General features: G+C 39.7%; 19 protein-coding genes and 4 tRNA genes. 13 read left to right on the top strand and 10 right to left on the bottom strand.

All coding sequences use genetic code 11. From position 1 onward, the window contains the following. Positions 1–113: 113 nt before the first annotated feature. On the top strand, positions 114–839 hold the full coding sequence (locus PGN18_RS13045) for a LytR/AlgR family response regulator transcription factor (protein ID WP_335319943.1): 726 nt from the start codon (positions 114–116) through the stop codon (positions 837–839). Between the two features lie 230 nt (positions 840–1,069). Beyond that, positions 1,070–2,209 (top strand): sensor histidine kinase, encoded by a 1,140-nt coding sequence (locus PGN18_RS13040; protein ID WP_335319942.1) that lies wholly within the window; start codon positions 1,070–1,072, stop codon positions 2,207–2,209. A 96-nt stretch (positions 2,210–2,305) separates the two neighbouring features. Here the strand turns inward: PGN18_RS13040 and PGN18_RS13035 are convergent, their stop codons facing one another. The 4 genes from PGN18_RS13035 to PGN18_RS13020 all read right to left on the bottom strand — a co-directional run bounded on the left by PGN18_RS13035 (position 2,306) and on the right by PGN18_RS13020 (position 6,972). After that, positions 2,306–3,199 carry a sugar phosphate isomerase/epimerase family protein gene (locus PGN18_RS13035; RefSeq protein ID WP_335319941.1) on the bottom strand — a complete coding sequence of 298 codons (894 nt, stop codon included), beginning with the start codon at positions 3,197–3,199 and terminating at the stop codon, positions 2,306–2,308. A gap of 183 nt (positions 3,200–3,382) precedes the next feature. Beyond that, positions 3,383–3,727 (bottom strand): arsenate reductase (glutaredoxin), encoded by a 345-nt coding sequence (arsC, locus tag PGN18_RS13030; protein ID WP_335319940.1) that lies wholly within the window; start codon positions 3,725–3,727, stop codon positions 3,383–3,385. Positions 3,728–3,738: 11 nt separating this feature from the next. Further along, positions 3,739–4,329 carry a DUF502 domain-containing protein gene (locus tag PGN18_RS13025; protein ID WP_335319938.1) on the bottom strand — a complete coding sequence of 197 codons (591 nt, stop codon included), beginning with the start codon at positions 4,327–4,329 and terminating at the stop codon, positions 3,739–3,741. A 183-nt stretch (positions 4,330–4,512) separates the two neighbouring features. Further along, the gene (locus tag PGN18_RS13020; protein ID WP_335319937.1) at positions 4,513–6,972 is read right to left on the bottom strand and encodes a bifunctional UDP-N-acetylmuramoyl-tripeptide:D-alanyl-D-alanine ligase/alanine racemase; all 2,460 of its coding nucleotides are present in this window, start codon (positions 6,970–6,972) and stop codon (positions 4,513–4,515) included. A gap of 62 nt (positions 6,973–7,034) precedes the next feature. Here PGN18_RS13020 and PGN18_RS13015 point away from each other — a divergent pair, with 62 nt between their 5' ends. From PGN18_RS13015 to PGN18_RS13000, 4 genes are all read left to right on the top strand, one after another. After that, positions 7,035–7,523 (top strand): regulatory protein RecX, encoded by a 489-nt coding sequence (locus PGN18_RS13015; RefSeq protein WP_335319935.1) that lies wholly within the window; start codon positions 7,035–7,037, stop codon positions 7,521–7,523. Between the two features lie 94 nt (positions 7,524–7,617). Beyond that, positions 7,618–7,694: transfer RNA gene (locus PGN18_RS13010), tRNA-Gly, on the top strand. A 69-nt stretch (positions 7,695–7,763) separates the two neighbouring features. Further along, positions 7,764–7,847, top strand: a tRNA-Leu gene (locus PGN18_RS13005). Between the two features lie 272 nt (positions 7,848–8,119). Then, positions 8,120–8,350: a hypothetical protein gene (locus PGN18_RS13000; RefSeq protein ID WP_335319934.1), complete on the top strand. Its 231-nt coding sequence runs from the start codon at positions 8,120–8,122 to the stop codon at positions 8,348–8,350. A gap of 94 nt (positions 8,351–8,444) precedes the next feature. Here the strand turns inward: PGN18_RS13000 and PGN18_RS12995 are convergent, their stop codons facing one another. Continuing rightward, a complete protein-coding gene (locus tag PGN18_RS12995; protein WP_335319932.1) occupies positions 8,445–9,173 on the bottom strand; it encodes a hypothetical protein in 729 nt (242 codons plus the stop codon). A gap of 398 nt (positions 9,174–9,571) precedes the next feature. On the opposite strand from PGN18_RS12995, the gene PGN18_RS12990 reads away from it, so the two are divergent. Next, a tRNA-Gly gene (locus tag PGN18_RS12990) sits at positions 9,572–9,644 on the top strand. A 71-nt stretch (positions 9,645–9,715) separates the two neighbouring features. Further along, positions 9,716–9,799: transfer RNA gene (locus PGN18_RS12985), tRNA-Leu, on the top strand. A gap of 228 nt (positions 9,800–10,027) precedes the next feature. On the opposite strand, the gene PGN18_RS12980 is transcribed toward PGN18_RS12985, so the two are convergent. The 3 genes from PGN18_RS12980 to PGN18_RS12970 all read right to left on the bottom strand — a co-directional run bounded on the left by PGN18_RS12980 (position 10,028) and on the right by PGN18_RS12970 (position 13,330). Next, positions 10,028–10,861 (bottom strand): transporter, encoded by an 834-nt coding sequence (locus tag PGN18_RS12980; RefSeq protein ID WP_335319931.1) that lies wholly within the window; start codon positions 10,859–10,861, stop codon positions 10,028–10,030. A gap of 188 nt (positions 10,862–11,049) precedes the next feature. Further along, positions 11,050–11,457 (bottom strand): NAD(+)--rifampin ADP-ribosyltransferase, encoded by a 408-nt coding sequence (arr, locus tag PGN18_RS22425; protein WP_442955356.1) that lies wholly within the window; start codon positions 11,455–11,457, stop codon positions 11,050–11,052. Positions 11,458–12,220: 763 nt separating this feature from the next. Beyond that, positions 12,221–13,330, bottom strand: a complete 1,110-nt coding sequence (locus PGN18_RS12970) for an FAD-dependent monooxygenase (RefSeq protein ID WP_335319929.1) — start codon at positions 13,328–13,330, stop codon at positions 12,221–12,223. A gap of 104 nt (positions 13,331–13,434) precedes the next feature. Between PGN18_RS12970 and PGN18_RS12965 the strand changes: the two genes are divergently transcribed. From PGN18_RS12965 to PGN18_RS12950, 4 genes are all read left to right on the top strand, one after another. Then, positions 13,435–14,400: a helix-turn-helix domain-containing protein gene (locus PGN18_RS12965; protein ID WP_335319927.1), complete on the top strand. Its 966-nt coding sequence runs from the start codon at positions 13,435–13,437 to the stop codon at positions 14,398–14,400. Between the two features lie 137 nt (positions 14,401–14,537). Continuing rightward, entirely contained in the window at positions 14,538–15,956 is a 1,419-nt protein-coding gene (locus PGN18_RS12960; RefSeq protein WP_335319926.1) for an SDR family oxidoreductase, read from the top strand. A gap of 7 nt (positions 15,957–15,963) precedes the next feature. Next, positions 15,964–16,119, top strand: a complete 156-nt coding sequence (locus PGN18_RS12955; protein WP_335319925.1) for a DUF2256 domain-containing protein — start codon at positions 15,964–15,966, stop codon at positions 16,117–16,119. A gap of 69 nt (positions 16,120–16,188) precedes the next feature. Beyond that, positions 16,189–16,728, top strand: a complete 540-nt coding sequence (locus tag PGN18_RS12950) for a lipocalin family protein (protein ID WP_335319924.1) — start codon at positions 16,189–16,191, stop codon at positions 16,726–16,728. 51 nt (positions 16,729–16,779) lie between these two features. Here PGN18_RS12950 and PGN18_RS12945 read toward each other — a convergent pair whose 3' ends face one another. Then, entirely contained in the window at positions 16,780–17,151 is a 372-nt protein-coding gene (locus PGN18_RS12945; protein ID WP_335319994.1) for a response regulator, read from the bottom strand. Continuing rightward, positions 17,151–19,766: a GAF domain-containing sensor histidine kinase gene (locus tag PGN18_RS12940; protein ID WP_335319923.1), complete on the bottom strand. Its 2,616-nt coding sequence runs from the start codon at positions 19,764–19,766 to the stop codon at positions 17,151–17,153. Before PGN18_RS12940 ends, PGN18_RS12945 begins: the two co-directional genes overlap by 1 nt. Positions 19,767–20,175: 409 nt before the next feature. Here PGN18_RS12940 and PGN18_RS12935 point away from each other — a divergent pair, with 409 nt between their 5' ends. Next, complete coding sequence (locus tag PGN18_RS12935) at positions 20,176–21,153, top strand: glycosyltransferase (protein WP_335319922.1); 978 nt, start codon at positions 20,176–20,178, stop codon at positions 21,151–21,153. Positions 21,154–21,159: the final 6 nt, after the last annotated feature.

Here is a 21,159-nt window from a genome sequence, read left to right as displayed (position 1 = left end):
ATTTACGTTAAATTAATAAATAGCGAAAAGAGTTTAAATTATTGCGTACAGATGGTACTTTTTTCGTTACAAAAAGGCGTAATTTCGTTATAAGAGAACCAGATATTTTGAAGATGATTAAGTGCATAGCCATAGACGACCAGTACAGTTCCTTAGCAGGGCTCCAAAAATACATAGAAGATACTCCAAATATGCGGCTAGTGCAGCAATTTACCGATCCCATTACTGCCTTAAGGGAGCTGGCCAGTTCAGAAACGGTGGATGTAATTTTTATGGATGTAGAAATGCCCCAAATTTCCGGGCTCGAACTAGCCAAAGCTATCCGCTATAGAACCAGGAAACTCATCTTTACCACATCTCACCAGCAATATGCTTTTGATGCTTTTGAGGCTGCTGGTGATGCTTATTTGCTTAAACCATATAGCTATGCTAAATTTGCAACTACTATAACCCGACTTTTTGGGCATGAGATGGCGGGCGGAGCCAATGAAGATTATTTTCTGGTTAAAAACAAGGAAGAGGAGCACCGTGCGGTAATGGTTAAATATGAGGATATTATTGCTTTTGAAAGTTTTCATAATTACATTAAATTACATACGGTAAGTAAAGTAATTATTGCTTACTTAAGCTTAAAAGATGTTCGGGAACAGCTTAGTATAAAAAAAGGTTTTATCCAGTTACACCGTGGTTACATTGTGGCCATAGATAAAATTTTGCATATAGATGGCAATAGGATTACCATGAATAACCACATTAGTTTTACCGTTGGAGACATTTATCACCATGAATTTAAAAGTTTTATTTCCGAAAGGTTAATCATCAGTAGCCGTAAAAAATAACGGCTACCGATGGAAAGATTTAATAACTTATACCTGAAACTGTAGTAAATGTTGTCGTAGTGGGTTCAGTAAGAGTTGTTGGTTTATTGATCTTTCTAACCTGTTTTTTTTTAAATACAAATAGTGCTCTTTTAGCTAGTTTTTGAGTTTTCATAATTGTTTTTTTTCGAAAACTAGCGGCAATGGCACCCTATAACTTTAGTTGTTACACAAATAGTAAACATGTCTTTATGAATAGGTTTAAATGGGGCAACAGCATGTTGCAAAACTGGCTGTACACTTACCGTATACACATTATTGCTTGGACAGCATTCATCTTTTGGGAAACCGTGATGGTGATTTACTTTCTTGGCCTAGTAGGCACATTCGGTAACTACGCTATTCATTATAGTATTAATATCACCTTGTTTTATACCTATGCTTTACTCCTGGAAAAAGCAACAGCATTCCCTAATGGTACGGTATGGAAAATTCCTTTGGTTGTGATATCAACTATCTTAACTTATTTAGGCATAGTTACCGGTGTAGACATTCTATTAAATGCCTATACCAATATTTTACCGGGAGAATTACCAAGTCTTCAGGTTAGAATAAGTAAAGTACTATATAGAGGTTCGTTTTTCCTTCTTTTTTCTACAGGCTATTATTTTTTAAAACGGTTTATTAGAGAAAAAGCAGAGAAATCCCGTATTGAAAAACAACGTTTCCAGGTGCTTCTTGAGAAAGAGAAAATGGAAAAGGAATTAGCGATGTCTAAAAATGCTTTTATGAAAGCACAGATTAATCCGCATTTGCTTTTTAATACATTTGAATTTGTACACCAAAAGCTAAGAACTTACTCTCCTGAAGATGCCAAAGTAATGCTCTATCTTTCGGATATGATGCGCTTTGCTGCCAGTACACAGCACAATGAGGGATTTGTACATCTAAGTGAGGAAATTTCGCAATGTGAAAACCTGATTGCTTTGCATCACATTACACAAGGTGCAATTTACATTGAACTAGCCAGCGGACCAGATCTGGATGAAATTAAACTCATTCCACTGGTTTTGCTCACTATTCTGGAAAATATGTTTAAACATGGAAACCTTAATGATGTAAAAAATAAGGCTACTATAGCTATTTACACTTTTGATGGCAGGCTACATATCGAAAGCCGCAATTTACCGAGGTTAATTAAAAGCAAGGTGGGCTTTGGCTCAGGAATGGATAACATCAGAAACAGGTTAAATTATGCCTACCAGCAAAATGCTCAGATGACTGCCGGAATTGATGAAGAAGGTTTTTATACGTTAAACATCAGCATTTCTTTGGCAGCACTAAGCACAGCGCCGGTAATAAAAAAAGCGGAACAGACGATCCATGCATAACGATATTTTTAAATTAAATATCATTAACAGCATCTGGCTGTTTAAGCTGTATGTACATGATATGGCCATCCGGACAGGCAAAAGAAAATGTCTAGTTCAATCTTCCTTCTGTTTATTTTCAGCATATACTGCTGCAATCTGGGCTGAAAGATATTTAAAAGCAAGTGGCATTTCAGCAGTTGCATTTTGAATGCTGCCTTCCATAAAAATAAAACCTTGATAATCGATTTGGTGCAAAGCGCGCAAATACGGTTTAAAATCATCGCCCATTACGCCCGGCAATGATCTTTTTTCTTTTTCGGCCACTTCTACAAATCCAATCCATTTACGAGCCTTAATAATTTCATTAGGCAATTCTCCTTCACGCATCATATGAAATATATCGGCATTGAGTCTGAAATTAGGGTGATTTACCCTGCCCACTATCTCTGCTGCCGACCTTAATGAGGTGATGAAGTTTGTTTCGGTAGTTTCGAGGTTTTCTAATAAAATCGTAACCTTATGCTTACCTGCAATTTGGGCTAGCTTTGTGCATAAAGCAACAAAGTCTGCTTTCGCTTTAATGATATTATAATCTGCAGGGATGCTCCTTGCACCCGAGCTACCTAAAACAATAAACTTAACGCCTGCCCTCCCGGCTCTTGAAAGAACGGTTTCCGTATAAGCTAAAACTCTTGCTTCGTCTACATCAGGTCCGGCTATTTTGATACTCGATGGAAAGAAAAGATTACAGCTCAAAACTTTACACTTTGCTGCTTTGATCTTGTTTAAATTGGCGTTAAACTGTTCGTCTGTTAAAGCAGGTGAAAGCAAATTTGGAACCGATTCGCCAATCAGCCTAAAACCCGAAGCATAAGCCAAACTATCCTGCTTCAAACTGGATACAATGCCTATATGCGGATAACTTTTTTGATCTGAAATAAAACCAGAAAACAGGGTATAAACCAGGCAAGTAAAAAAGGCTAAACAGGTGGATTTCGTAACACTCATATTATTCAAATCATTTGGTCAAGAAAATTAGGTCTCAAAATTGTAATTCCCGTATTTAAGTAAATAGCCAGAGAAATATTTTGAGAACTCTTATCTAAGATAAGATAAAATCTAACTGTTTGCTAGATCTGTACAACGAAAGAAAGTTAAACTTTCAAAAACTTTCATCAATCAATTCGAAAATTAGCCCAATATGTCTTTAATCTTTTCCGTTGGCCTGGCGATTACCGCTTTGTTACCAAAAATAACAATCGGTCTTTCAATTAAAATGGGGTGTGCAATCATGGCATCAATCCATTCTCCATCATTCAGGCTCTTTCCTTTATAGTTTTCAATAAAAACCTTCTCGCCTTTTCGGATTAAATTCAATGGCTTAATATCTAGTTTACTGATGATTTCTTCCAGTTCACGTTTACTGGGTGGTGTTTCCAGATAATTAATTACTTTAAAAGCCCTTCCACTGCTTTCTAATTCAGTTAAAGCACACCGGCTTTTACTACACCGGCTATTATGATATATCGTAATCATTTAAAAAGTATTTAAAGTCCACTTACTCCACCGCTAACCACCAGTTTCATTGCATCAGCTGCCGTCATTTTCAAATCGGTAACCTTATCACGTTGTACAATACATAACTGACCGGCAAATGAATAGGAAAGCGGAAAATAAACGGCAACTTCATTAGGCAAATCCAGTTTGTGTAAATTGTTCTGTGTTAAAAAACCAATCTTTTTTAAACCACCTTCTACCTCAACCAGTACGGGATGGTTGAATTTCTTCTCATCGCCCACAAAGGCTTCTGTTAAATCTTTAATGGAAGAATAGATGAAATTAAACAAGGGCAGGCGCTGCATTATCCGCTGAAACCAGTTGTACATCGGTTCGGTAACCAAATTAGTTACAAAAATACCTGCCAGCAAAATAATAGTCACAACGGTAAGCAAACCCAATCCCGGAATATTCCTACTTTCGCCAGTAAGTGGATTTACACCAAATACATTCTTTACATTTAGCCAGCTATCAACTGTTGTAACCGCCCAAACGACAATAAAAATACTCACCGCAATGGGTACCACAATTAATAAACCTTTAATCAGATAGTTTAAAATGGCTTTCCCAACTCTATTCATGGTGTAAAAATAACATATTTTAGTTATAAGTATTCAATCGTTTATTGGTCATTAATTCATTTGTGCAAGGTGCGTACCATTGCAATTGGCCATTAGCGCAGGCTATGAACCATCAAGTGATTAGCCAGCATACAAATAGGCAATCCGCTATACTAATGACCAATTAACCAATAACCATTGAACTTACTCATAGAAATAAACACGTTTAACCCGCTGTGAAATATTGGTGAGGATTTCATACGGAATGGTACCGATATCTTTGGCTAACTGCATAATGGTATGCTCTTTATTAAAAACGATTGCTTCATCACCAGCTTTTACCTCAACGCCGGTAACATCCAGCATGGTCATATCCATACAGATCGACCCAATTGTTGGCACCAAATGGCCATTAATGATCATTTTGCCAACGCCATTGCCAAAATATCGGGCGTATCCATCTGCATAGCCAATTTTTACGGTTGCTATTTTTCCACCATTTGGCATGAGTCCTTTCCTGCTATATCCTACGGTTTCGCCCGAAGCTAAAGTTTTCACCTGTGTAACGGTCGTTTTAAGTACCATAACTGTCTGCAATCCCCGGTTGTTGGTTAAAGCAGAATCAAAACCATACAAACCTATGCCCAAACGTACCATATCCATTTGCGCATCAGGCCAACGCGATATACCAGAAGTATTGGAGATATGCAACAATGGTTTGTAGCCTAACATGTTAATTAATTGATGGGCTACGGTTTTAAATGTATCAATCTGCTGCTGGGTAAATCCGTCATGCTCTGCAGCATCGCTAGCTACTAAATGCGAAAAAATGCTCTGCACTTTTAGCCTTGCTGAATCTTTTAACAGTAGAAATAAGGTATCCATTTCGGCTTGATCGAAGCCTAAGCGGTGCATGCCACTATCTATTTTAATGTGGATGGGATAATCGAAATCATAATCTGACAGTGCATTTAAGAAGCTGTTCAGGATTTCCACACTATAAATTTCAGGTTCGAGCCTATGTTTGATAATGGCATCGAAAGCCGATTCTTCGGGACTCATCACCATGATTGGCAAAGTAATGCCGGCTTTCCTCAACGCGATTCCCTCATCGGCATAAGCTACCGCCAGATAATCCACTTTGTGAAACTGCAATAAATTAGCGATTTCGAAACTTCCGCTTCCATAAGAAAAGGCCTTGACCATCGCCATTATTTTAACGCGTGGCTTAATTTTAGAGCGATAAAACTGCAAGTTGCCAACCATGGCATTCAGATCGATCTCTAAAACTGTATCGTGTATTTTTTGGGTAAGCAATTTGCTGATGCGCCCAAATTCAAAGCGCCTGGCCCCTTTTACCAATATTGTTTCGTGATTAAAATGCAAACCTGGAAAAGCTTCTACAAAAGCATTGGTATCCTCAAAAAACTGCGTTTCTAACTTAAACATATCGGCATAATGGGCTATGTTTGTACCAATGCCGATCAATCGGTTTACCTTTTTTTGCGAGAGCAACTCGGCTATTTCCCTATACAAATCAAAATCGTCTCTACCGGTTTCGAATAATTCGGAAAGGATAACGGTTTTCTTTGGGTGTTGGTTCTGTTGATTTAAAAAATCGAGTGCGATGGCTAAAGAAGATATATCAGCGCTGTACGAATCGTCAATAATAGAACATTGATTAATACCGTTTTTAAGTTCCAGGCGCATACTTACGTGACTTAGTTTCTCCAGACGCAGATCGGCCTGCTCCGGGCTATAACCTAGCGCCAATAAAGTTGCCCAGCAGATCATGCCATTTTCAATGGAAGCTTTATCTTTAAAAGGCAGCATGCATTCAATTTCCCTATTTTGATAAATGGCCCTTAAATAACATCTTCCTTCAATAGGTTCAACAGTGGTGATATACAGATCTGCTGGCTGTTTACTGCTCCAGCTGAAGTGCTTTTTGCCAGGCAGGTTTTTTATACCTATTTCACTTACATATTCTGGTGAATAAATTAATAACTCAGATGCAGCAAAGAGTATCAGTTTTTCGGCAAGTTTTTCTTGTTTGGAACCAAATCCTTCAGCATGTGCCTCACCGATATTGGTTAAAATTCCGATTTCGGGACGGATAATTTTGGCTAAATGCTCCATTTCATCAACCGAAGAGATACCAGCTTCAAAAATGCCGAGGGTATGCTCAGCCTCAATCTGCCATACAGAAAGTGGCACCCCTATTTGTGAATTATAACTTTTTGGACTCTTCACAATATTGAAATCAGCTGCCAAAAGCTGATACAACCATTCTTTAACAATGGTTTTCCCGTTACTGCCAGTGATACCGATTGTTTTTAAATCAAATTGATTCCGGTGATAAGCGCTTAACTTTTGTAGCGCCGTCAAAACATCATTTACCAATAAAAAATTACAATCTGGATATTCATGAACATATTTTGCTTCCGTAACTACAAAATTCCTGATTTCCTTTGCATAGGCATCTTTAATAAATTCGTGCCCGTTACGGTGCGAAGAAAGGGCAAAGAACAGCGAACTTTCCGGCACCAAAACCGAGCGACTATCAATTACCAGGTAATGGATAATGAGCTCTCCATCAACTAATTTAGTATTTGCATTTAAAATTTCGGCTATTTTGACAACGGTATATATTTGATTTTGCATTGCTATTATATTCAGAAAAATACGGTAATCGCTTTTATTTTTACGAATTTCAGTAATTAATTATGAAAAGCGGTAAACAAGAAGCAGTATTATTGGATAAAAAGCAAGCATTGGCCAAAGCCGAAAGCTTTTGCGTTTACCAGGAACGATCACAAAAAGAAGTTCGATATAAATTGGTTGAATGGGGCGTACGTGGCGATGAACTGGAGGAAATTATCACCGAGCTGATCATCAACAATTTTTTAAATGAAGAAAGATTTGCCAAACATTATGCATCGGGAAAATTTAACATCAAACATTGGGGCCGGATTAAAATAAAACAGGGGTTGAAATTGAAAGGTGTTCCTGATAAAATCTTACAAAAAGCAATTTATAGTATTGATGAGGAAGATTATTTAAAGACGATAGAAAAATTAGCGGAAAAAAAAGTGCAAAGTCTGAATGAAAATGATCCTTTCAAAAGGAAAAACAAGCTGATGAGTTACCTTCAGGCGAAAGGATTTGAAACCGATTTAATTTTACTGGTACTGAAAGCCAGCAATTTAAATTAAATATTAAATTTTTAATAAAAAATCTCTTGACAGATATATAAATCTGCCTATATTTGCATCACCAAAACGAAACAATAACATCAGTTTTGTAAATGCGAAAGTAGCTCAGTTGGTAGAGCACGACCTTGCCAAGGTCGGGGGTCGCGAGTTCGAATCTCGTCTTTCGCTCCAAAATGCCTTCCTACCAGAAGGCATTTATTTTAAAGTTAACCAAGTCGATGGAGGTCGGCAGCGGCTAATGCTCGGGTGGTGGAACTGGTAGACACGCAGGACTTAAAATCCTGTGCTTTCAAAGGCGTGCGGGTTCGATTCCCGCCCCGAGTACATAACAAAGAGAGGTCCGGTCAAAACGATCGGACTTTTTTTATTTTTGACTTATACTTTAGCACCTACCCTATCGATCTCGTATAGTTTTCACATTTGCTCAATATTTCTTAACTGTGGCGCCTCCGCTAATGCCGCTATTTAGTTTTGTATATTGCTTTCTAAACTGTAGATACAAGATCGTTGTGACCAATGGATAAAGTATCACAAAGATCCAAAGTTTGGTCATCACATTAGCACTATAATGATACCCGTCCAAACATAAACTTGTAATGAACATAGCAATTAGCAAAATCGGGGCTCCGGAAAAGCTAAGCCATGAAAATAAAGGAGTATCCCTGATTTCCCGGATAAAATTTGAAAGAACGGTAAAAGCACAGATAACGGCTGCCACAAGGTACAATAATGAAAAACCGATGTTTAAAACAAGATCTGCAATATACAGAATAGTAGCTTCAAAGCCACTACCGGAAGCCGATGAATTCATAATAGTCATCACATAGGCTATATATAAAAAGAAACCTATTAGCAAATCGATGATCCAGTATTTTAGGATAGTTTTGTTCATTTTAATGCGAACTCGTTTGATGGGTAAGTTTAATCAAATGCAACCAATTTATCCTCCGGAAGGTCATGCTCGTAAATCCGGCCATTTTCTTCTCCAATATAAAGCCATTGAACAATATTACTGCCGTTTGGCCCTATCGGGGCAATACCAATTACCCTGTAGTGCTGACCATTCCTTTCTGCAGATTCGATAGAGTAAGTCAGCTCCTCTCGTTTTTTTATAGCCAACTGCAGTAATGGATTTTTAGTTTGAGTAAGATAATATTCTGTCAACTGATAAACCTTATTCAAATATGATGTGGTAAATTCCTCATCGGTAGACCAGGTATATCTTAATTTTTTGCCATAGGTAGTTCTGAAGGACGTTACTGGACCGTCGGCTGTTTTCTTTATGGAAAATAATAACCTGGCCGGCATCTCTGCATCATTATCTCCAGGAACGGCAACCTGCCCGTCTTTCCAGGCAACCTCTATCTGGTCTCCACGATTTAGGTTTTTGGTAGTATCGGTTTCATTTATAAAAACGAAGGTACTATCAGCCTTCTTTGCTAAAATCTGGAAATAGTCACCATCATCCAGATACGATACAAAAGTCATTTGGTCAATGTGTTCATGATAATTATTTTGTTTTCTTACGACAACAGGCTTTTGCGGAGGAGGGCTTAGCTTCACTGGGCCCTGCTCCTGTGCTGTTTTGCAATGACAGGCCAAAAGCCCGCATACGCCTGTTATGGTGATTGCAATTATTCGTTTTTTCATCCGGTAAATTGTTTTATCTGATGGGCGTAAATAAAATTAAACCGTATTTCCATTCTAAACTGCGTTTACTAACCTAGTCATTTAAATAGCTTCGAGCAAGTTACAAAAAGTTGCTATGATAAAAATAACAATTATCGTATGTATTGGTAACAGGGTAGATATTTCTTCGTTTTTTTTATACCTGGTTAAATCCCTTGAGCTGAGCTAAGAAACCTGATTCTAACTCCCTGATAATCTTCAAATTTCATGCATATAATAAAAAAAACAATCAACCAGTATGCACCCAAAAAGCTGCCTTAAACACAATTCAAAGCAAAAAAAATAAAATTATTTTTGATAGTGATATTTATATTTCTATATTTGCAACCCCAAAGGAACACAATACATGTGTTAATTTTGCGAAAGTAGCTCAGTTGGTAGAGCACGACCTTGCCAAGGTCGGGGTCGCGAGTTCGAATCTCGTCTTTCGCTCTAAATGCCTTCCTACCAGAAGGCATTTGTTTTTAAGTTAACCAAGTCGATGGAGATCGGCAGCGGCTAATGCTCGGGTGGTGGAACTGGTAGACACGCAGGACTTAAAATCCTGTGCTTTCAAAGGCGTGCGGGTTCGATTCCCGCCCCGAGTACAACAAAAAAATCGAGCGAAAACCTTTCAGAAATGGAAGGTTTTTTAGTTTGATATATATATCCTATTCGAAAAATTAACGTTAATCTCGTTCAGTTACTGGACATAGACCGTATCCGGCTTGCTTCCTTTAACAATTAAGTAAAAAGGACAGCCTTATGTTGAAGGCATCGATACTGAAAGTAACAAGTATCATGCACTGGAACTATCTTGTATTTGTGATGAGCTATTAAATTCGGACGGCTATGCCAAGAAAGTATTTTTTCATCGCATTTTTCTGTATTCCATAATTCAAACCGCCATCAATTTTTAAATCATGTGCGATTTCCAACTGGACCGCAGCATTAACAAAGTTTGAATACTGGTGTTCTTTAAAATCATAAGTAAAGTAAGTTTCAGCGATACCGGTAATATTTTTCCTGATTTCGTGGCTGACCGTTAGTGACTGCAGGTATTCCATGTGCATTTGGTCGCCAGCCTTATCTTTTAAATGGTCCAGTTCTACCTGCGTGCCTACTTTCCATTCCGACGGTAATTTAACCTGCATGGGTACGATAAGTCCCTCCTCAAATTTACTGTCAACAGATGTTGCCGTCGGCAGCGTAACATAGGGCAGTAATGCCAATGCAAAATTACCTTTATCGTTACCAAGCAGATTTTGTTTGAGTCGCAGATTGATATCTCCAAATCCTTTGCTATTTTCAACATCTCCTGTTTCAATATTTTTTTCTTTTTCCCAGGCGTAGGTTTCAATGCCGACCTGCAAAGATGTGCTGCCGGTGAGTCCCATTTTGAGGTTCGCCCCGTTTACGATTATCGTTTTCTGCAAAGAGGATTCGGATCGCTCGCGCTCAAAAGCAAACAGGTCACTTTCGTATTGAAAATGACCAGCATCAACCGTGATGGCAGATTCGGTAACGTCTGGCCGGTCAGTTTCCATTTCCCGGAGTCTTTCTTTCGGTGTGGGCGAAAATATAGAGTAAGACTTTTGAGTAGTCTGTGCCAGAACGAACTTCGGCAACAGAAAAATCACAGTAGCAGCAAAGAGATACTTAAATGTCATATTTCAGTTTTTCCCGGGGTAAATTCAAATTTTCGTTTCCTGACAAAGTTTGTCTGATCGCATAAACAACAAGATAACGGCAGGTAACTATTCACCTAAACAGCATTAGATGAGATATTGTTTTGCGTGTAACATAAGCGGCGAAGCCAATACCAGGCCCTACTTCTCACTGTTCTCCTGCCCTGGTCTCAATTAATGACCTCTCCTTTGTTGGCAGCCAATTTTTCACGCCATTGCTGTAGCTGTTCAGGCGTTTGCCTTAACCATTCACTTACTTCACCAATAATTTTCAGTGGTTCCTTAGTGCGATAAGAACGGGTTGGGTTGCCCGGAAACCTCTTGTTGGTAACATTGGGGTCATCCTCAAAATCGCTGGTGGGTTCAACGATATAAACGCGTTCCGGGCCATCACCTTTGGCCAAAGCTGCTGCTAAACCTGCACCGTTTACCAGAGCGGTAAAGTAAATATGGTTCATCACGAGTCCTGACTGATAGTTAGATGTATATCCGGCAGTCAACAGGTCACCAACCTCCAGGTTTGCTCTTGTACCGTGATAAAAAGGGCCACCATCAGCAGGTAGCACTACAAAAGCCAATGATAGGGAATGTTGTTGTTTTGCCTTTTCAACGTTGCCAAGTGCTTCGTAACATTTGGCGATGTTCAGGTACAGCGACGGAAGAGCAGCCTTTACTGCTTCATCCTGAATACTTAAAGCTAATTGCAATGCGTTTTCATACCACTTTAATCTTTCAGCAATGCTCACCTGCCGCCTGGCTACAAACCACGCGGCGATAAACTTTTCATGGTCATTTGCCGCTTCGTTCCAGGCCTGATAAAATAGCTGCTCCGCCGCTTCAAAATTACCGGCTTCTTCGTTCTGCATGCCTTGCATACAGCGCTGTACAATGTGATGATGCGAATTAAATTCCATACTTATGCTCTCCGAAAAATGTTGATTTTTCTCCAAAAATAGCAGCAGGACCCGCAAAAAGATCAGCATTTTAAGTATAATTTTTCTAATGTACTATCGCTTTGATTTCAGCGTTATCATTACAAAGTATCTCCAGAATAATTGGGAAATAAGTAACTGGAAATACCATTTAATAGCTTCATATGTACCTACGTCGAGATTACTTAAACTTACTGGTTTCAGACATTGTATTTTGACTTTTTACTCCCGTACTTTAGAAAAAATGATCACCGCCTAGATTGTAGTTTTGCTACATAAACTTTCGCGAAGAATACGTTTAATACATCGAAGAATTTTAATGCAAGCACCTTAAGATTCCCGCATGCGCGAGATCCGATTGTTATCGGATGACGACCGAAATAGTAGAAAACTGCTTTAAACGATGTATTTATTGATTATTGCTCCAGGCCACAAACGAAGCTTGTAATTCCTCTTCGGTTTCAGGTAGCTGAACTTTGAGTGAAGCATCAACCCTCGCCTGAACGCTTTCTACAAATGATCTGAATCCCTGGTTATATTTTCCGAAAGCAATCTGGTGATCCTGATGGTGAGATAATTCTTTTGCCAACATGGTTGCACCCTGCATGGCCAGACTGGTACCCATCCCTGTAAAAAAACTTGGGGCATAAGCCGCATCACCGATTAGCCCTACCCTGCCTTTTGTCCATGAAGGCATTTTGATCTGACAGGCCTCATCGAAATAAAGATCGTCGGCAGCCTGCATGGCTTCCAGAATTTCCGGAATTTTCCAGTTCTTATTCCCACCGAAGTAATCTTTCAGGATTTGCTTAGGCCATTCCCGATCACGGTAGTCCCAATTTAATTTCGGTGCCCTGAATACTAAAATAGCGTTTGCAGCATTTTTAAACTGGAAGATGACAGCCTGTTTTCCCAGTTCGCGATATACCATGCCGGTAGATTTTGGCCTGCCAGTTTGGATATGATCTGCCGCCGCAAAGGCAAAGTAAACCCCCAAAAACTTTTTGTAGTTGTCTTCCGGACCAAAAACGAGTTTTCGCACCATAGAATGTGTGCCGTCAGCACCAAACACCAAATCGTAAATTTGATCATCTCCTTTCTCAAAAGATACTTTTACGTAACCATCATGCTGAATCAATGCAGTAATACTATTGCCAAACATGACGTGAACTTCATCTTTAGGAATGGCATCGTAGATAATCTCTACCAGATCACCACGATGAATCTCTATGTCGCCCAGATATTCTGGCAAGGTATTAATTGCAAAGTGTACCAATGTTTTCCCTTTAGCATCAACGATCTCGTCTGTATGAACAAATTCGTTGGCTTTAATCTGATCGTAAATACCCATTTCCCTTGCTATATCCAGAGCTACACCACGCACGTCGATTGGCGAACCGCCTATTCTGAGATCATTCCCTAATTCAACTACCGTAACTTCATAACCAAATTTATTTAGCCAATAAGCCAACGTTAGTCCCGCAAAGCTTGCACCTGATATCAATACTTGTTTTTTCATCGCTTTTACATTTTATTTTTTAGATATGCATTTTATTTATCACAAAGCTAATTGTATCTTTACGATTAAAATATTCGATAAACTAGCATTTTTAGTCGAAAAAAATGAAAGATGAAAGAAATGAATATGTTGATAGCGATATGCAGCAGTTCACCAACAAACTCGGACTGGTCTTGGAAAATGTGCTGGAGAATTTTGAGGTCACTTTCTTTAAAGGATTAACATTTTTACCTGACATGGCCATGCATTTCGGATCATTTGCCGTAAAAGAAGATTTTACCCGTGTAACCGGCCAATCTGATCTCGTTGATGGTATCGGAATTATATTTCATAATATATTTGAACACTATGGAAACAAAGAACCGGAAAACCGAAAAGCACGACATACCATGGAAGCACCTTATGTGCGCATCTTTCCATATACAATAAGCCAAACTTTGCAATTTAAAAAAAACACACAGGTATCTCATGTTTCCATTAGCATCAGTGCGCAATATCTGAAGGATTTTTTAAAGGAAGAGGCTGAACACTTTGACTATTTGTTTGATCGTGCCAACAGCTTTTGGATAGAAGAGTTAATGACGGATGATATTTTAAGAACTGTAAATGAAATTGCGAAAAAACAAGAGCCAGGTAACTTAAAAAGCTTTTATTATAAAGTGAAGGCCATGGAATTACTATTTTACCTGTTTGAAAGTTTAAAGAAACGGGAAAATGCTGAAAATTTGAAATTGAACGCAAAAGAAATTCAGGCGGTGTACAATGTAAGAGACAAGATCGTATCCTCATTAAGCAATTTCAATACGATAGCAGAATTAAAGCAGATTGCCGGAATGAATGAATTTAAACTGCGCAAAATATTTAAACAGGTGTTCGGCATGGGCGTGTACGACTATTATCAACATTTACGGATGAAGGAAGCGGCACGTCTTCTGCGAGAGGAAAAACTCTCGGTTTCGGAAGCTGGATATGAAATGGGGTTCGAGAACCTTGGCCACTTTACCAGGGTATTTGAAAAGCATATCGGAAAGAAGCCTAAAAAATACATGCAGAATCTTCAACAAAATTAGTATCAAGACCAATCCTTAAAGCAATGTATATCCCAAAATATGCATGCTTCTACAATATCAAATTTCACCTTAAACTTATCTTCACCTCCCAGCAAACATAAAAAGGCCGATAGCTGTTGGTATATTAAAACTACGCATTGAATATACTACTCACCGGTGCAACCGGATATATTGCCCAGCGATTGCTTCCAGTTCTGTTGGAACAAGGCCATTCTGTTTTTTGCCTGGTTAGAAATGCCGCACGTTTCGACCAGAACAAATTTGGCCATGATGCTAAGGTCAACGTTATAGAAGCTGACCTCATGAAACCTGAAAGTTTACATTCACTACCCAAAGATATTGACGCGGCATACTATCTTGTCCATTCGATGAGTGGTGATAAAAACTTTAGTGACAATGAAGCAAAGTCTGCCAGTAACTTTTCAAAAGCAATTGGCGAGACCTCAGCAAAGCAGATTATATTTTTAAGCGGGATCGTCAACAGCACTGAACTTTCTAAACACCTGGCCTCCCGTAAAAAAGTAGAGCAGTTGTTGGGTGAAGGCAAAGTACCACTAACCACATTGAGGGCTGGAATCATTGTGGGATCTGGCAGTGCCTCATTTGAGATTATCCGCGATCTGGTGGAAAAGTTACCGGTAATGGTTGCACCCAAATGGTTACATACCAAATGCCAACCGATTGCAATCCGCAATGTGATCGAATTCCTATTTAAAGTACTGTTAAAGGAGTTTACTTTCAACAAACATTACGACATTTATGGCCCGGATATATTAAGCTACAAGAAAATGCTGCTGCAATTTGCGGAGGTTAGGAAACTGAAAAGACGCATCTTCATCGTGCCTGTTATGACGCCCAAGCTTTCCTCCTACTGGTTATATTTTGTAACTTCAACCTCATACAGCCTCGCCCGGAACCTGGTTGACAGCATGCATGTGGATGTAGTGGCCGAACCAAATGATTTAGCAGGTCAACTTGATATTAAATTAATCCCATACAAACAAGCTATTAACCTCGCTTTTCAAAAGATTGAACAAAATATGGTGCTTTCTAGCTGGTATGATGCGATGGGAAAAACGTATTCGAAGGAGATGATCAAAAAGCTGCTCACTGTGCCAAAAAATGGTGTGTTTGTAGATCGAAAATCAGCTCATACCAAAAACAGGAAACTGGCAGCAGCAAGAATATTTGCCATTGGCGGGCGCTCGGGATGGTACTATGCAAATTGGCTATGGAACTTTCGGGGTTTCCTGGATAAATTGTTTGGTGGCGTCGGTCTCAATCGCGGAAGAAAAAATCCAACATCCATCAGTACAGGCGATCAGCTTGATTTTTGGCGGGTAATTTATTCAAATCCTGAAGAAAGTCGTTTGCTTTTATATGCTGAAATGAAGTTACCAGGTGAAGCCTGGTTAGAGTTTAAAATAGTAGACAGTTGTGTTTATCAAACGGCCACTTTCAGGCCGCTTGGATTAGCCGGTCGATTGTATTGGTACGCTGTGCTGCCCTTCCATTATTTTATTTTTAATGGCATGATCAAAAAAATTGTCTCTTGATATTTTTATGAAAGATGTAAAAAAGCAGCATCTACCAATGAAAACCTGTCCGGTTTGCAACCGCCCTTTTATGTGGCGTACCAAATGGGCAAAAAACTGGGATGAAGTGATCTATTGCAGTCAAAAATGCAGGCGTAAAAAAAGCTTGGCGAAAACGGTATAAATTAATGCTCACTTCAAGCATTCAAACATTTGCCCTTCACCTTTGTTGAAATTATTTAAGATTAAAACCGTGAAAAAAATATACAGTAATACACTTCTACTTGCTACATTAGCTGTTGTGGCGGTAACCTATACAAGTTGTAAGGTTTCAATCCCTGGTGGAGCAACAGCAGTTAAGCCATTTAACAAAGATAAATACCTGGGTACCTGGCACGAAATTGCCAGAATGGATTTCAAGTTTGAAAAAAACCTGAAGAATGTAACTGCTACCTATTCACTGAATGATGATGGATCTATCCGGGTAGACAACAAAGGCTACGATATGGTGAAAAACAAATGGAAACAGAGTATCGGAAAAGCCAAATTTGTAAAGGGCAATGATGAAGCCAGGCTAAAAGTTTCATTTTTTGGTCCTTTTTACGCAGGGTACAATGTAATTGAAATCGATAAAGACTACCAATACGCCCTGATAGCCGGAAATAACCTGGACTACCTTTGGATACTATCACGTACAAAACAAATTCCCGATGCGATAAAGGCAACTTACCTTAAAAAAGCAGAGAATCTTGGCTACCAAACCAAAGATCTGGTGTGGACCATTCAAGATTAAGGCTGGATACGAAGCTATCATAGTAAAGATTGTGATGGAAACTGCCCCAAATCATTTTTTTGCATAAACCTCGCGGATGATTTTGGCCAATTCTTCAATTTCAAGATCTTTAAGTAAATAGGCAGAAGCTCCGGCATTAAAAGCCTGAATCCGGTACTCATCTTTACTATGCATAGTTAAAATAATAATTTTAATATCTGGCATTTGCGATTTCACCCGTTTTGTTAATTCTAAGCCTGATATACCTGGCATATTCCAATCGATCAACATCACATCAACTAATATACCTAACTCCAACTTTTTCATTACGCTAGCGCCGTTTTCAGCAGTGGCAACAATCGTAATTCCTGCCTCTTTAGCAAGCAGCAGTGAAAGGCCCTCGCGAACAATATCATTATCTTCTATTATTACTAACCGGATCATCACCTACTTGGCTTTTGGATTAATCCTTGATGAGGAATAATTACTTCAACATGGGTTCCCTTACCAGGCACTGAAGAAATGGTGAGCCGCCCATCTAACAATTCAATCTTACTGCGAATGGATGCGAGGCCTATGCCATTAAGCTTTTCCAATTTTTCTGGCATTCCCTGTCCGTCGTCATTAACCGCTATTTTTACCTGATCAGTCCCAACGATGATCGTTACCTCGCAGGTAGTTGCCTTTGCATGTTTAACCACATTAGTCATCAGTTCTTGAGTGGTGCGGTAAACAGCCAGTTCCATATATTTTTCTAACCTGTTATGCTGAACGGAGATGTGACAGTTGAATTCAATTTTTCCCGACAATTGCCTGCAAATATCATCAATAGCGCTTTTTAATCCAAACTGTTCTAGTGTGGTGGGCATCAGTTCATGTGAAACCCGTCTGGTTTCTGCGATAGCCTGGGTTAACAGTTCATTGATGTAGGCTTTGTTATGCCTGAATTCATCTTCTGATCCTCCAGCGCGCAAGCTAGACATATTGATTTTTATCCCATAAAGAAGTTGACCAATCCCATTATGCAAACTTTCAGATATTCTATGGCGTTCTTCTTCCAAAGTACTCAGCGATGTCCGGAATATTTCCAATTGTTGTTCCTGCTCCATTTTTTTTATTTTATCTTCCGCTTCGCGCATTGCTGAAATATCCTGATCAACCCCTAATACGTGCTCGATATCACCCTGACCGTTCCGTACCGGAGTTCCTTTAATACGCAGCACTTTGATCTTACCTGAAATGTTCATTTCCAATATTTCCTCAAAATCCGAGTCACTGTTCTGTATGCATTGAACAACCTTTCTGGCTTTGGTTAGGCTATTTTCAATTGCATATTCCAAATAAACAGCTGGTGTGATCTGCGATCCAGTTTTCAGGTTAAACAATCGGTACATCCCGTCTGACCAGATTAAATGACCATTAAGACGATTGAATTCCCAACTGCCTAATGATGCTGTTTCCTCTGATTTTTGTAGCAATAGGTAGGCTTTAAGACGATCTTCTTCTGCTTTAATTCGTTCATCGAAAATAGACTGCAGACGGTCCCGGCTTTCCTGTAGTTCTTTGGTACGCTTTTGTACATCATCCTCTAGCTGAAGGCGGTATTTTAATTCGGCGTCGCGTAGAGCCTGTTCTGCCCGTGTGCGTTCCAAGGCATCCCAGGTGCGTTCTGCAACATCATTCAGGGTTTGAAGGTCTATCTTGTTCCACGTCCTGGGCTTGCTTGAATTTATGCCTATCCAAGCCACCAGCTTTCCATGCTTTAAGAGCGGAACAGCTGCCCAGGCCGCCACACCAATACTGGCATAAGTCTCTGGCGATTTTACCCATTCACCTTTTATACTGGTATCGGTAACGGCAATCGTGCGTCCGGATTGAAAAGCTGCCGCCAGGGACAAGGAGAAATCTGATAAACGCATACGCTCAGGCAAGACCATGCCCTCATCTTCAAAGTGCCCCGCAACATAAAAGGAATCTCCATCCTCGTCCATCTCAAAATAACTGGCATACATCACATTTAACCTTTTAGCCAGTAATTCCATAGCGATGTTTTGCACGCTAAGCGGGTTAGTTAGTGGACGCAAGGCATCGCTTAGTTTCAAGAGAAAAGCCTGCCTCTTTTCAGTATGTTTACGCTCTGTAATGTCTTTAAACAATACGGCAAGCTTCAATTCCTGTGGCTGATCAATAGGAAATGCGTAAACATCGTACAACCTGCCCAAGGCATCGGCCTGGTGCTGGAAACGGGCTGGTGCGCCAGTCAAGGCAATTTCGCCATATTTATCATACCAAAACTGTTCATGTGCAGGTGCCAGATCGCGCATCCTTTTCCCTATAGCCCCTGTAAGTCCGGTCAATTCGTACAAAGCTGGATTAGCTTCAAGGACAAGATAGTCTACTGGCTTCCCATGTTCATCGAATACCATTTGAATGATACAAAAACATTCATCGATAGAGTTAAAAAGCGTGCGGTACTTTTTTTCACTTTCAGCCAAAGCCGCTAAAGCACGGGCATTTTCAATGGCGCTATACATGCGTTCTGCAGCTTCTTCGAGCAACATCATTTCTACAGTAGTCCAGTTTCTCGGCCCCGATTGGACGGCAACGAGCGACCATACCGGATGTTTTTTACCGCGGCGTATGGTGCAGGCCGCTACCGCTCGAAATGAAATTGCGGCAAAGTTTGCACGATCGTTGGCGCTTAACCTATCGTCTAAAACAGCATCATTAATGAAGAGTGAACACTCAATCGACCGAAGAAGCAATTCAGGAAAGTTTGCCGACGAAAGTGTATCGGGAGTGGGTGGAATTAACGAATTACCACTTTGATACATCACCTTTGCCATATCTTTAGTGAGCTCGATCATTGCACAATAACATCGGTCAAGCTTTAATTCTTTAGCCAGCATTTTTACTGCAGCTTTACCTATGTCATCCTGATTAGTATAGGCCCTTAGGGTATCGCTAAACCGGAGCAAAAATGCCTGTCGCTCTTTCCAAGCGCTTTGCCCGGGTCTTTCATATTCTTTTTTATCGGACATAAATTCAACAATATTCATTCAAAATATTGATATAGATCTGCACTATTACTTTAACGTTACAAACAAAAAACAAAATTGAATTAAGATTGTTTAGCCACATCAACTCACAATGATGTTACATGTTCATCTGGTTAATCAATCACGTTGAAAAGTTTCCTCCCATTCAAATTATCCACCATAACAAACAGGTATAAATTCGGCTCTTTAACAGTGCGGTGTCATCAAAATAAAAAACGTTGACGCTATACGTTAAACCGCGGCCTATGCCTGAACTTAAGCAAGTATTCCACCCAATCGCATACAGGTGTTTTCCTGCACTAAATCAGGTATTTGTACAACGAACAATAGGCAGTGAAGTGCAGTTATTTAAGCAGCGTTTAGGGAAACGATTCTTTTTCAGTCCATAAAAGCTATTAGATAACTCAATATGCAAGACTTTAACAGGCCAAAAATTTTTACTTGGCACATCCACGGAAGCTATCTTTTTTACCTCTCGCAGGGAGACTATGATATTTATATACCGGTAAACGAAACCAAAAGCGAGGGCTACGTAGGCCGTGGAAACACTTTCCCCTTCGGAGATAATGTGGTAGAAATTCCTGCGGCACAAGTGCGTGAGATGGATTTCGATGTCATCTTATTTCAAACTGATGAGAATTATCTACGAGACCAGTACGATGTACTTTCTGAACGGCAGCGCACCTTGCCGAAAATCTACCTGGAGCATGATCCGCCCTGGGATCATCCGACCGATACACTTCACCCTGTTACAGATCCATCGGTTATCCTGGTACATGTAACGCATTTTAACAGTTTGATGTGGAACAGCCCTAATGTGCAGACGCTTGTGATTGAACATGGTGTAACCGCTAGCCCACATCCTTATAAAGGCATTTTGAAAAGGGGCATCGTGATAATTAACAACTTGCCTACCCGCGGAAGGCTTTTAGGATTTGATATTTTTGAAGAATTGAGCAAAACCATACCGCTTGATCTGGTAGGCATGGGTGCAGAAGCATATGGAATTGGTGAAGTACTCCATCCGCAGCTACCAGCCTTTATCTCAAATTACCGTTTCTTCTTTAACCCGATCCGCTATACCAGTCTCGGCCTTGCCGTTTGCGAGGCGATGATGCAAGGTATGCCCATTATTGGTCTGGCCACCACAGAAATGTCAGTTACCATTAAAAATGGCCATTCTGGTTTTGTAAGAACCGATATTAATATGTTAAAGCGGGATATGGAACTTCTGCTTGAAAATCCTGTATTAGCCATGGAATTGGGTAACCATGCACGAAAAACCGCTGAAGAGCGCTTCGGTATAAAAAGGTTTACGAGCGAATGGCAAAAGCTTTTTGAAAAAGTAAGGGCTAAAGAGCTAACAACCAAAACCAATTACATCTAAAATCAC

This window comes from Pedobacter terrae (genome assembly GCF_036946585.1).
In the GTDB taxonomy this organism is placed as follows: domain Bacteria; phylum Bacteroidota; class Bacteroidia; order Sphingobacteriales; family Sphingobacteriaceae; genus Pedobacter; species Pedobacter terrae_C.
This window is presented reverse-complemented; position numbering and strand designations above follow the sequence as displayed.